The organism is Actinoplanes regularis, from assembly GCF_900188005.1.
GTDB classification, from domain to species: Bacteria; Actinomycetota; Actinomycetes; order Mycobacteriales; family Micromonosporaceae; genus Actinoplanes; species Actinoplanes regularis.
Genome location: NZ_FZNR01000001.1, coordinates 1,013,048 through 1,025,440 on the forward strand (window position 1 = coordinate 1,013,048; position 12,393 = coordinate 1,025,440).

General features: G+C 70.1%; 11 protein-coding genes. 5 read left to right on the forward strand and 6 right to left on the reverse strand.

Going from position 1 to position 12,393, the window contains the following annotated elements:
- Positions 1-95: 95 nt before the first annotated feature.
- Entirely contained in the window at positions 96-1,511 is a 1,416-nt protein-coding gene (gene phoH2, locus CHC09_RS04410; RefSeq protein ID WP_089291605.1) for an RNA 5'-3' helicase PhoH2, read from the reverse strand.
- Positions 1,512-1,784: 273 nt separating this feature from the next.
- On the opposite strand from phoH2, the gene otsB reads away from it, so the two are divergent.
- Positions 1,785-2,591, forward strand: a complete 807-nt coding sequence (gene otsB / locus CHC09_RS04415) for a trehalose-phosphatase (protein WP_089291606.1) — start codon at positions 1,785-1,787, stop codon at positions 2,589-2,591.
- A gap of 58 nt (positions 2,592-2,649) precedes the next feature.
- On the opposite strand, the gene CHC09_RS04420 is transcribed toward otsB, so the two are convergent.
- Complete coding sequence (locus CHC09_RS04420) at positions 2,650-3,420, reverse strand: isoprenyl transferase (RefSeq protein WP_089291607.1); 771 nt, start codon at positions 3,418-3,420, stop codon at positions 2,650-2,652.
- Between the two features lie 166 nt (positions 3,421-3,586).
- The gene (locus CHC09_RS04425) at positions 3,587-5,392 is read right to left on the reverse strand and encodes a phosphoenolpyruvate carboxykinase (GTP) (protein WP_089291608.1); all 1,806 of its coding nucleotides are present in this window, start codon (positions 5,390-5,392) and stop codon (positions 3,587-3,589) included.
- Between the two features lie 298 nt (positions 5,393-5,690).
- Between CHC09_RS04425 and CHC09_RS04430 the strand changes: the two genes are divergently transcribed.
- From CHC09_RS04430 to CHC09_RS04440, 3 genes are read left to right on the forward strand one after another with little or no spacing between them, the layout of a single operon-like run.
- Positions 5,691-6,455, forward strand: coding sequence for a sigma-70 family RNA polymerase sigma factor (locus CHC09_RS04430; RefSeq protein ID WP_089291609.1), 765 nt, complete (start codon positions 5,691-5,693; stop codon positions 6,453-6,455).
- A 52-nt stretch (positions 6,456-6,507) separates the two neighbouring features.
- Positions 6,508-7,011 (forward strand): GtrA family protein, encoded by a 504-nt coding sequence (locus CHC09_RS04435; protein WP_239137984.1) that lies wholly within the window; start codon positions 6,508-6,510, stop codon positions 7,009-7,011.
- A gap of 37 nt (positions 7,012-7,048) precedes the next feature.
- Positions 7,049-7,597, forward strand: a complete 549-nt coding sequence (locus CHC09_RS04440; RefSeq protein ID WP_089291610.1) for a GtrA family protein — start codon at positions 7,049-7,051, stop codon at positions 7,595-7,597.
- Here CHC09_RS04440 and CHC09_RS04445 read toward each other — a convergent pair.
- The 3 genes from CHC09_RS04445 to CHC09_RS04455 form a co-directional block, all read right to left on the reverse strand.
- Positions 7,587-8,105 (reverse strand): PH domain-containing protein, encoded by a 519-nt coding sequence (locus CHC09_RS04445; RefSeq protein WP_179276936.1) that lies wholly within the window; start codon positions 8,103-8,105, stop codon positions 7,587-7,589. The two genes, CHC09_RS04440 and CHC09_RS04445, sit on opposite strands and share 11 nt — an antisense overlap.
- A 4-nt stretch (positions 8,106-8,109) precedes the next feature.
- Positions 8,110-8,964, reverse strand: coding sequence for a biotin--[acetyl-CoA-carboxylase] ligase (locus tag CHC09_RS04450; protein WP_089291612.1), 855 nt, complete (start codon positions 8,962-8,964; stop codon positions 8,110-8,112).
- 140 nt (positions 8,965-9,104) lie between these two features.
- Positions 9,105-10,694 carry a hypothetical protein gene (locus CHC09_RS04455; protein ID WP_143232204.1) on the reverse strand — a complete coding sequence of 530 codons (1,590 nt, stop codon included), beginning with the start codon at positions 10,692-10,694 and terminating at the stop codon, positions 9,105-9,107.
- Between the two features lie 120 nt (positions 10,695-10,814).
- On the opposite strand from CHC09_RS04455, the gene CHC09_RS04460 reads away from it, so the two are divergent.
- Entirely contained in the window at positions 10,815-12,386 is a 1,572-nt protein-coding gene (locus tag CHC09_RS04460) for an acyl-CoA carboxylase subunit beta (protein ID WP_089291854.1), read from the forward strand.
- Positions 12,387-12,393 lie beyond the last annotated feature (7 nt).

Sequence of the window (12,393 nt, forward strand, 5' to 3'; positions counted from 1 at the left end):
GCGCGCGTTGTATGTGAAATGCCAGCGCGGTTCTGTGACTTTAGTCACCGTGCTTAGTCCTACATTCAGGACAAAAAAGCCGCGCTGGCGTCACATCAGAGTGGAATGTCCTCCAGTAGGTCGGTGACCACCTCGGCGATCGGTGATCGCTCCGAACGGGTGAGGGTGACGTGGGCGAAGATCGGATGCCCCTTCAGCGCCTCGATCACCGCGGTGACCCCGTCGTGCCGGCCGACCCGCAGGTTGTCCCGCTGCGCCACGTCGTGCGTCAGGATCACCCGGGAGTTCTGGCCGATCCGGGAGAGGACGGTCAGCAGCACGTTGCGTTCCAGCGACTGGGCCTCGTCCACGATGACGAACGCGTCGTGCAGGCTCCGGCCGCGGATGTGGGTCAGCGGCAGCACCTCCAGCATGCCGCGGGCCAGCACCTCATCGACCACATTGGCGTGCACCACGGAGCCGAGCGTGTCGAAGACCGCCTGCGCCCAGGGCGACATCTTCTCCGACTCGCTGCCGGGCAGGTAACCGAGCTCCTGGCCGCCGACCGCGTAGAGCGGACGGAACACCACGACCTTCTTGTGGCGGTTGCGCTCCATGGTCGCCTCCAGGCCGGCGCAGAGGGCCAGGGCGGACTTGCCCGTGCCGGCCTTGCCGCCCAGCGAGACGATCCCGATCTGCTCGTCGAGCAGGATGTCCAGCGCGATCCGCTGCTCGGCCGAGCGCCCACGCAACCCGAAGGCGTCCCGGTCACCGCGGACCAGCTTGACCGTCTTGTCGGGATTGACCCGGGCCAGTGCCGAGCCGCGCGACGAGTGGATCACCAAGCCGGTGTGGCAGGGCAGGTTCTCCGTCTCCTCCAGCTCCAGCTCGTCGCCGGCGTAGAGCGCGTTCACCTGCTCCTCGCCGAGTTGCAGGTCGGCCATCCCGGTCCAGGTGGGATCGCTGGCCTGGCCGTGCCGGTACTCGTCGGCGGTCAGGCCCACCGAGGCCGCCTTCACCCGCAGCGGCATGTCCTTGCTGACCAGCGTGACGTCCCGGCCCTCCGCGGCCAGCCCGAGCGCCACCGAGAGGATCCGGGTGTCGTTCGAGTCGTTGCGGAAGCCGTGCGGCAGCACGCTCTGGTCCGCGTGGTTGAGCTCGACGCGCAGGGTGCCGCCCTCGTCGTTGCAGAGCACCGGCTGGTCCAGGCGACCGTGTTTGATCCGCAGCTCGTCCAACATCCGCAGGGACTGCCGGGCGAACCAGCCGAGCTCGGGGTGGTGACGTTTTCCCTCCAGTTCGGAGATGACCACGAGCGGGACCACGACTTCGTGATCGGTGAACCGGCGGAACGCCGCCGGATCGGACAGCAGGACCGAGGTATCCAGGACGAAGACTTTGCCGGCCGGGGCGGGCTCGGCGTCGGCGTGCCGGTCACGGGTCTTACGACGCGTGGTCGTGGCACGGGTCCTGGTGACCTTGTCGACCGGGTCGGACGAAGCGACACCGGCATCGGTACGGCGAGATGTCACAGGCCTGCTCCAGCGGGCGTGCAACCCGCCACCCGCGGTCCGCCACCTCCGGCCGCCGGCACATGCACAGGGACGGATTGCGGGCCCTGTGGCGCAAGTCGTCGCTGGTCCGGGCCGGCCGGCTGGCTCGGGATGACCCCGTGCCATGACTCAAACGCTAGCGGTCAACAGCCTCCTGCGGTAGTGCGCAAAATCGGGCACCGACGGGTGACGCGCGCCCCACGCGAAATCCACATGGCATAAAAGGACACCCGCCGCGGGTAGTCTGACGGCGTGGCAGAGACCGAGCGTCCGACCCATCCCGCGAGCGCCGACGACGCCTGGGCACGCACCGCCCGGCACGCCTCCAGAACAACGTTCTTCTTCGACTTCGACGGGGTCCTCTCGCCGATCACGAAGAAGCCGGGTGACTCCCAGCCGGTGGCCGCGGTGCCCGCCGTTCTGGAACGACTGGCCACCAAGGTCGGACGGGTGGCGATCGTCTCCGCCCGTCCGGTGGACTTTCTGCGTGATCGCTTCCCGACCCTGACCCACGTCGACTTCTTCGGTCTGTACGGCCTGGAGATGCTGCACGAGGGCGAGGTCGTCACCAAGCCGGCGGCGCTGGACTACGTGGAGCCGATGAAGGCGCTCGACGCCGCGGCCCGGGCGGCGTTCCACGAGCCCGTCGAGGTGGAGTACAAACGCCTCTCCGTCGCCCTGCACTTCCGCAACTGCCCGGAGCGCGCCGCCGAGGTCGAGCAGTGGGCCCACGAGCGCGCCGAGCGGGAGGGGCTGAAGATCCAGGGCGGCCGCATGGTGGTCGAGCTGAAACCGCCGGTGAACCAGGACAAGGGCATGGTCATCACCGAGACGGTGCGAGACTCCGCCACCGCGTGGTATTTCGGCGATGACATGTCGGACATCCGGGCCTTCGACGCGCTGCGCGCCCGCGAGGCGGCCGACCCGGGCTTCTTCGGCATGGCGATCGCGGTCGCCAACAACGAGACCGGAGCGGAGGTCTCCGACGCCGCCGACCTGACCCTCGTGTCGCCGGAGGCCGTCGCCAAGTTCATCAACGACGGCCTCAACCGGTTCTGAGCCGGATCATCTTCTCGACCCGCGCCGGCGCGATCCGCGCCCGGCGACCGGGCGGAGATCAGGCTCCGTAACGCCGCTGGCGGTTGCCGTAGGAGCGCAGCGCCCGCAGGAAGTCGATGCGCCGGAAGTCCGGCCAGTTGGCGTCGTGGAAGTAGAACTCCGAGTGCGCCGACTGCCAGAGCAGGAAGCCGGAGAGCCGCTGCTCCCCGCTGGTCCGGATGACCAGGTCGGGATCGGGCTGGCCACGCGTGTAGAGGTGCTCGGCGATGTGCTCGACGTCCAGGATCTCGGCGAGCTCCTCCAGGGTGCCGCCGGAGGCCGCGTGCTGCTGCAGCAGGGAGCGCACCGCGTCGGTGATCTCGCGCCGGCCGCCGTACCCGACGGCCATGTTGACCTCGACGCCACCGCTGCGGTCCTGCGTCTTCTCCTGCGCGGCCTTGAGCGTCGCCGCGGTCGCGGCGGGCAGGATGTCCAGGGCGCCGACCATGCGCAGCCGCCAGGGGTTGCCCTCCTCGGCCAGCTCGGTCGCCAGATCCTCGATGATCCGCACGAGCGGGTCCAGCTCGGCGGCCGGGCGCTGCAGGTTGTCGGTGGCCAGCAGATAGAGCGTGACGTGCTCGATCCCGGCCTGATCACACCAGGTAAGCAGGTCCTTGACCCGGACGGCGCCGACCCGGTGGCCGTCGTTCGGGTCGACGAAGCCCATCTCGCGGGCCCAGCGCCGGTTGCCGTCACACATCACACCGACATGACGGGGTACCGGCTTGCCGAGCAGTTTCCCAGCGAGCCGTCGTTCGTAGAAGGAGTAGACCAGAGAGCGCACACTCATCACGGCAAAGCGTAGCCACCCGCGCCGCGCACTCAAGCGGCGGCCGTGTGCCGTGGAACGATCCGCGCCGGGATCAGGCCGATCGTGCCATCCCGGGACTGGCCGTCCGGTCGGCGGCCGGCCGCGCCCGCCCTCGACGCTGAGGGCGGGCGCGAGCCGAGTCGGATCAGGCGTCGGCCAGCCGCGCGCGCAGCGCGTCCAGCTCCGCCCAGAGCACGGCGGGAAGCTTGTCACCGAACTTCTCGAACCACTCGGTGACCTGCGGAAGCTCGGCCAGCCACTCGTCGGTGTCGACGCGCAGCACGGCCTCGAGGTCGGCCGGGTCGAGGTCCAGCCCGCTCAGGTCGAGCGCCTCCGGGGTGGCGACGTGCCCGATCGGGGTCTCCACGGCGTCGGCCTTGCCGTCCAGCCGCTCCACGACCCACTTGAGCACCCGGCTGTTCTCCCCGAATCCGGGCCAGAGGAACCGGCCGTCGTCGCCGCGCCGGAACCAGTTCACGTAGAAGACCTTGGGCAGCTTGGACGCGTCGCCAGAGGCGCCCTTGGCCATGTCGATCCAGTGCTGGAAGTAGTCGCCCGCGTGGTAACCGATGAACGGGAGCATCGCCATCGGGTCGCGGCGGACCACGCCGACCTGCCCGACCGCGGCGGCGGTGGTCTCGCTCGAGAGGGTCGCGCCCATGTACACACCGTGCACCCAGTCACGGGCCTCGGTGACCAGCGGAATCGTGGTCTTGCGGCGACCGCCGAAGAGGATCGCGTCGATCGGCACACCGCGCGGGTCGTAGTACTCGTCGGCGAGAATCGGGCACTGCTCGATCGGGGTGCAGAAGCGGCTGTTCGGGTGGCTCGACGGCGCCTGGGACTCCGGCGTCCAGTCCTGGCCCTTCCAGTCGGTGAGGTGCGCGGGCGGCTCGCCCATGCCCTCCCACCAGATGTCGCCGTCGTCGGTCAGCGCCACGTTGGTGAAGACCGAGTTGCCCTTCGCGAGCGTGCGCATCGCGTTCGGGTTGGTGTGGAAGTCGGTGCCGGGCGCGACGCCGAAGAGCCCGAACTCGGGGTTGGTCGCCCAGAGCCGGCCGTCCTCGCCGAACCGCATCCAGGCGATGTCGTCGCCGACGGTCTCCACCTTCCAGCCCGGCAGGGTCGGCTCGAGCATGGCCAGGTTCGTCTTGCCGCAGGCCGACGGGAAGGCGCCGGCGATGTAGCGGACCTGCCCCTCCGGTGAGGTGAGCTTCATGATCAGCATGTGCTCGGCGAGCCAGCCCTCGTCGCGGGCGGCCACGCTGGCGATGCGCAGCGCGTAGCACTTCTTGCCGAGCAGCGAGTTGCCGCCGTACCCGGAGCCGAACGACCAGATCTCCCGGGTCTCCGGGAAGTGCGAGATGTACTTCGTCTCGCTGCACGGCCACGCGACGTCGCTCTGTCCCGGCTCCAGCGGGGCGCCGATCGAGTGCAGGCACGGCACGAAGTCCGCGTCGTCACCCATCGCGCTCAGGACCTCGGCCCCCATCCGGGTCATGATGCGCATGCTCGCGACGACGTACGGGCTGTCGGTGAGCTCGACACCGAACATCGGCTGCTCGGCGTCGAGCGGACCCATGCAGAACGGGACGACGTACATCGTCCGGCCCCGCATCGAGCCGCGGTACAGCTCCGTCATCAGGGACTTCATCTCGGCCGGAGCCATCCAGTTGTTGGTCGGACCGGCGTCGGCCTCGTCGACCGAGCAGATGAAGGTGCGTTCCTCCACGCGCGCCACGTCGGACGGGTCGGTGCGAGCCCAGAACGAGTTGGGCTTCTTCTCCTGGTCGAGCCGGACCAGCGCGCCGGACTCGACGAGCTCGTCGGTCAGCCGGGTCCACTCGGCGTCCGAACCGTCGCACCAGACGATCCGGTCGGGCGTTGTCAGGGCGGCGACCTCGTCGATCCACGCCAGCAGGCGAGGGTGCGAGGTGTGGGGGTGAGACAAAGTGAAGCTCCTTCGGTCGGCACTGACCAATGACGGATAGGCCGGAAAATCCGACTGTTGTCATGGGAGTCACATCAGGTTAATCCCGATACCCATGCAGTTCATCGGTTGAACCTGTGGACAACCGCACAATCTTTGGTTTCGGTGCGCAATGACGATTGATTCTTCGTCGCTCGATGCACGACCGCGCAGCCCCGCCAGCCACACCGCCATTCTCGGCAACTTTCGCAAAACGGACTTATCGCCGTACACTTTCACGTATCGGGTTTTCCTCGCAGTTCCTGTCACAGGAGGCGGAATGACGGCCCCGGGCAACGAAGTGGACTCGGACATGGATCTGCTCGCCGCCGTCCGGGCCGGCGACACCGCCGCGTACGGAACGCTCTACGAGCGGCACCACGCAGCGGCACGACTCTTCGCGTACGGCCTGGAGCGCGACCCCGCCGACGCCGACGACCTGGTGGCCGAGACCTTCGCCAAGGTGTTCGCCTCGCTGCGCGCCGGCCGGGGCCCCCTGGTCGCGTTCCGCGCCTACCTGCACACCACCATGCGGCACGTCTGCTACCAGCGCGCGCGCTCGGACCGGCGCCTGGAGTTCACCGACGACCTGAGCCGCTACGACGCCGGCGAGCCGTTCATCGACCCGGCCCTGGACCGACTGGAGCGCAGTTACGCGGCGGCCGCCTTCCGGCAGCTCCCACCGCGCTGGCGCGACGTGCTCTGGCAGACCGAGGTGGAGGGCAACACACCCGCCGAGCTCGCCCCGCGGATGGGACTGACCCCGAACGCGGTGGCGGTCCTCGCGCACCGCGCACGGGAGGGACTGCGCAGCCTCTATCTCCAGCAGCACGTCACCGCGGCGGACCATCCGGAGTGCCGGTGGGCCGGCAACCGGCTCGGTCCGCAGGTGCGCGGCCGGCTCGCGGCCCGCGACGCGCACCGGATGCGCACCCACCTCGGACGGTGCGCGGAGTGCCGCGGACGGCTCGCCGAAATCCGTGAGATCGACGGCTTCCGTCACGGACCGTACCGGCAGCGTGACCCTGCGGGCACCGCCGGTTGAGAGTGTGCAACGAGATCAGCGGTGCGTTGCGGGCGACGGTACCCTCGGTCGCGTGCCCCCGACCTCACCGCGGCCCACCGGACTGCACGCCCGGTTGCGCGCCCTGGCTCGGGAGGCGAGCAAGTTCGGGACGGTCGGCACCATCGCGTTCGGTGTCGACCTACTCCTCTACAACCTGCTGTGGAGCCTCGGCAGCGAGACCCTGACCGCCAAGGCCGTCTCCACGATCGTGGCCACCTCGCTGGCCTTCTTCGGCAACCGGTTCTGGACGTGGCGCGACGGCGCGCACACCAACATGGCCCGGCAGTACACGATCTTCTTCGTCCTGAACGCGGTCGGCCTCGGCATCGCCCTGACCTGCCTCGCGATCAGCCACTACGGCCTGGGCCAGTTCTGGCCGGTGCTGCAGAGCCAGGCCGCCGACAACATCGCGGCGCAGTTCGTCGGCACCGCGATCGGCACGGTCTTCCGCTTCTGGTCATACCGGAAGTTCGTCTTCCGGGCCGACCTGGCTCGGACGACCGGTGTGACAACGTCGTCACCCACCCCTCAGTGATTTCGGCGTTCTCGCCCCGCCCCCGTAAGGTTGCCCAATGCCTTCAGCCACATCGCTGACGGATCGCCTGCGCCGTCTCGCTCCGGAAGCTGTCGCCTTCGGCATCATCGGAGCCGGAAACACGCTGCTCTACATGGCGATCTACTGGATGGCGCTGCCGATCGGCGCGGTCAAGGCCAGCGTCATCGCCACGTTCATCACCACCACGCTGGCGTATGTGGCGAACCGCTACTGGACCTACCGGCACCACACGCGCACCGCGCTGCGCCGGGAGTACACGCTGTTCTTCGGCTTCAACCTGGTCGGCATGGTGATCCAGTCCGGCCTGGTGGCGATCGGAAAGTACGGTTTCGGCCTCACCGAGCAGGACGACGAGCTGATGTTCCTCGGCGTCACGGTCGTCGGCATCGGCATCGCCACGATCTTCCGGTTCTGGGCGTACCGCACGTTCGTCTTCCTGAAGCCGCCGGTCGACGGGCACGAGGGCGCGATCACCGAGCTGGACGCGACCGCCGGCCTGGCCGAGCTCAGCGCCATGGACGTGCCGGGCAGCGTCGCCGAGCTGGACACCCGGCTCAAGAGCTGACCTCCGCTTCCTCCTCCTCGTCCTCCGGAGCCATCTCGATCAGCTCGTAGAGCGTGCTCTGCACCCGCTGGGCGTGCGGCACCCCGGACAGCCGGGCGCTCTGCTCGCCGATCGAGTCGATCACCAGCGTGCCGGTCCCGAAGACCCGGTCCAGCAGCGACTGCGTCAGCGTGTGATCGTTCACCCGGTTCAGCGGCAGGTCCCGCCGGACCCGGACGAGAAGGCCCTGCTGGGTCAGGATCCGCTCGGTGGTCAGCACGTAGTGCGTGCACCGCCACTCGGCCAGCGGATGCACGCCGTAGCGGAGCCCGTTGTAGAGCATGATCGCGGCGACCAGCCCGAGCCCGATCCGGCCGCCCTCGTTCTCCGGCAGCAGCACCCAGGCCAGGATCATGGCGGCCACGGCCAGCACGACCACCAGAACCGGCCCGACCATCGACCTGCCGTGCGGACGCAGGTGGAGGACGACCTCCTCCTGGTCCGAGAGAACATCCGCCGGGAACGCCACGCGGTCAGCGTACGTGCAGCACATCACCCGCTGAGACGCGATGCTCGACAGCATCCACCGTACGGATCACGAGTTGCCCGTCCCGGTCCACGGTGACGGCCTCGCCGGTCAGCTCGCCACCGCCGGGCAGCAGCACCCGCACGTCACGGCCGATCGTCGCGCACCGCCGCCGGTACTCGCCGAGCAGCCCGCACATCTCGGCGTCGCCGCTGGCCTCACGCCAGCCCGTGTACCAGCGCTCCAGACCACGCAGCAGCCCCCGCAGCAGCGGATCCCGATCCTGGGTCTCCGCACCGGCCAGGTGCAGCGAGGTGGCCGGCAGCCCGGTGGTCTCCGGCAGTTCCTCGGCGCGAGTGCTCACGTTCAGCCCGATCCCGACCACGATCGCGTCGCCGGCCACCTCGGCCAGGATGCCGGCGCACTTGCGGTCCCCGACCAGCAGGTCGTTCGGCCACTTCAGCGCTGCGTCGACGCCGGCCACCCGGGTCACCGCCTCGGCCAGCGCCACCCCGGCCAGCAACGGCAACCAGCCGAACACCCCGGGGCCGGCGGCCGGCCAGTCGCGGTCCGGCACCGGCGTGCCGGGGCGCAGCAGCACGCTCACGGTCAGCCCGGCGCGGGCCGGGCTGAGCCACTGCCGATCCCGCCGGCCGCGGCCGGCGACCTGCCGCTCCGCGACGACGACCAAGCCCTCCGGTGCGTCCTGCCGGGCCGCCTCGGCGGCGTCCGCGTTCGTGGAGCCGGTCTCGGTGCGTACGTCGATCCGTGACCAGAGGGCGCCGGGCTGCACCAGGGCGCGGGTCAGCGCGCGCTCGGAGAGCGGCGGACGGTCCAGATCGGTGTACCCGGAAGCGGCCATCCCGGCAGCTTATGCCCTGTCCCCGGGGCGGCCGGCTCGCAGGGGTTCGGCTGTTCCGGGCGATGCGCGGGCTCAGCCATGCGGGCCGGCGTGAGGCGAGTCCGGCTCAGCCCTCTGTGCCGGCGGAGAACGAGTTCGGCTCAGCCGTACGGGCCGGCCGAGTGGCGGCTGATGTAGGACGAGTCCGGCTCGGCCGCGGGGGCCGGGCGGGGGCGCGGTCGCGGTCGCGGGCCACGGTCGTGCGGCGGTTCGAGGTCGGCGGCGTGGTGGCTGCGGCCCGTCGACCTGTTCCAGGACGGCTCCGCACCGACTTCTCCGAGATGTGCGTGGCCGCGGCCCTGCTCGTCGCGAGCCGCCCAGGTGCGGGGCAGCCGGATCTGGTGGTCGTGGTCCGGAACGCGCGGCTGCCAGGCCGGCATCAGGGTGGTGGGCTCGGCGGCCTGCACCGGGGTCAGATCAAAACCGGTCACCGGCCCGTAGTCGGGCACGGCTGGGAGGCGCTCCACCAGGATCGGCCAGCCATAGCCGCGGGCCGACGGCTCCGGGTCGGCGTAGAGCTCGTCGGGGACCGGGGTCCAGTAGTCACCGGCGGCTGGACGGTCGTCCAGGTCGCGATAGTGCGGGCGGACCCAGCCATCGATCCGATCGCCGTGGGGGCGGGTGGAACGATCGGCCCGATCGCCGTGGGCACGGGCGGAGCGATCGATCGGATCGCTGTAGGCATGGGCGGAACGATCGATCGGATCGCTGTAGACGTGGACGGAGCGATCGATCGGATCGCTGTAGGCATGGGCGGAACGATCGATCGGATCGCTGTAGGCGCGGGCGGAACGATCGATCGGGGCGGGGCGGGGCGAACCGGAGAAGCGGACGTACCGCTCGTCGACCGGTTGATCGTCGCCGGCGACGGTCCAGCCGGGCTCCGCCGTCTCCTGGCTGGGTGGCGGACCCGCCCGCCAGGCGGTGTTGTCGATGTACCGGGAGTCCTCACCGGACGGGTCGCCCAGCGGGCTGTCCGTGCGGGCATGCGCCGGAGCGACCTCGGGGCGGTGGTCGTCGTAGCCGGGATCCCTCGGATAGTCGTAGCCGCGCCCGCCCTCGGGAGTGTTGTGCTCCTCCTCGACGATGGCCTGGTTCTCGTACCAGGAATGGGGTGCGTGGCCGGCGGCCCCGTCGTCACGCCAGGAGGTCTCGCCCTGCTGCTCCCCCGGCCTGACCCCGTCGCCGTGCCAGGAGGTCCCGGCACGCTGCTCACCGGGCCAGGCCGCGTCGCGATGCCAGGAGGTCTCGCCTTGCTGCTCGCCGGACCAGGCCGCGTCGTCGTGGCGGGCCGGAACCGCGTCGTAGCGGGCCGGAACCGCGTCGTCGTGGCGGGCCGGGACCGCGTGTTCCTGCCGTGGCCCGCCGCCGTACTCGTCCTCGTCGGCCAGGCCGATCGAGGCGAGACCGGCGCCGCGTGCGGCGCGCACGGAGCGGCCGCTGAGGGCGGCCGCCAGCCGGCGCCCGCGGCCCGGCTCGTCCGCCCCGGCCGCCTCGTCCTCCTGGCGGAGTTCGAGCTCCGGCGGCGTGTGCACCGGTTCCACCGGGCGACGGCGGCCGGGCGCCGACGCTCCGCGGGAACGTTGCTCACCAGCGTCGCCGCCGCCGAACAGCACGGCGCGAAAACTGATCAACGTGGCGAGGCCCCCCGCGATGAAAGCGAGCCCGGCCGCGGTCATCCAGTTCGTCACGTGAGTCGTAACGAATGGGGCAACGGGTATGAAACGGACGCGCATTGACAGCCTCCGCGTGCAACATGAGCGCGGCTACGATCATCAGGAGTGCATCGCCGCCCGCATGTGGAGACCATCGTGACAACGCAGCCCGACATCCACACCACCGCCGGTAAGCTCGCGGACCTCGCGAACCGCTCCGAGGAGGCGGTCAACGCGGGCTCTGCCCGAGCCGTCGAGAAACAGCACGCGCGCGGTAAGAAGACCGCCCGGGAACGCATCGAGCTGCTGCTCGACAAGGACTCCTTCGTCGAGCTGGACGAGCTGGCCCGGCACCGGTCCACCGCCTTCGGCCTGGAGCGGAACCGGCCGTACGGCGACGGCGTGGTGACCGGGCACGGCACCGTCGACGGTCGCCAGGTCTGCGTGTTCTCACAGGACTTCACGGTCTTCGGCGGCTCGCTCGGCGAGGTCTTCGGCGAGAAGATCGTCAAGGTGCTCGATCTGGCCATGAAGACCGGCTGCCCGATCATCGGGATCAACGACTCCGGCGGCGCCCGGATCCAGGAGGGCGTGGTCGCGCTCGGCCTCTACGCCGACATCTTCTTCCGCAACGTCCGGGCCAGCGGCGTCATCCCGCAGATCTCGCTGATCATGGGGCCGTGCGCGGGCGGTGCGGTCTACTCCCCCGCGATCACCGACTTCACCGTGATGGTCGATCAGACCTCGCACATGTTCATCACCGGGCCGGACGTGATCAAGACGGTCACCGGCGAAGAGGTCGGCATGGAGGAGCTGGGCGGGGCGCGCACCCACAACACCCGCAGCGGCAACGCGCACTACCTGGCCTCCGACGAGGAGGACGCGATCGACTACGTACGGGCGCTGCTGTCGTACCTGCCCAGCAACAACCTGGACGAGCCGGTCGTCTACGAGGAGGCCGCGGACCTCGCGGCCGGCAACGCCGACCTGGCCCTGGACACCCTGGTGCCGGACTCACCGAACCAGCCGTACGACATCAAGACCGTGGTCGAGACGGTGGTCGAGGACTTCCTCGAGGTGCAGCCGCTCTACGCGCAGAACATCGTGGTCGGCTTCGGCCGGGTCGAGGGACGGCCGGTCGGCGTCGTGGCGAACCAGCCGATGCACTTCGCCGGCACGCTCGACATCGCGGCCAGCGAGAAGGCGGCGCGGTTCGTGCGCACCTGCGACGCGTTCAACATCCCGGTGCTGACCTTCGTGGACGTGCCCGGCTTCCTGCCCGGCACCGGCCAGGAGTGGGACGGGATCATCCGGCGCGGGGCCAAACTGATCTACGCGTACGCCGAGGCGACCGTCCCGAAGGTCACCGTGATCACCCGGAAGGCGTACGGCGGGGCGTACGACGTGATGGGGTCCAAGCACATCGGCGCCGACATGAACTTCGCCTGGCCGACCGCGCAGATCGCGGTGATGGGGGCGCAGGGCGCGGTCAACATCCTGTACCGGGGCGAGCTGGCCACGGCCGAGGACCCGGCGGCGCGGCGGGCCGAGCTGGTCACGGAGTACGAGGACACGCTCGCCAACCCCTACATCGCGGCGGAGCGGGGCTATGTCGACGCGGTGATCCGGCCGTCGGACACCCGCGCTCAGGTCACCCGTGCCCTGCGGATGCTTCGCACCAAGCGGGAGACCCTGCCGCCGAAGAAGCACGGCAACATCCCGCTCTGATCCGCGC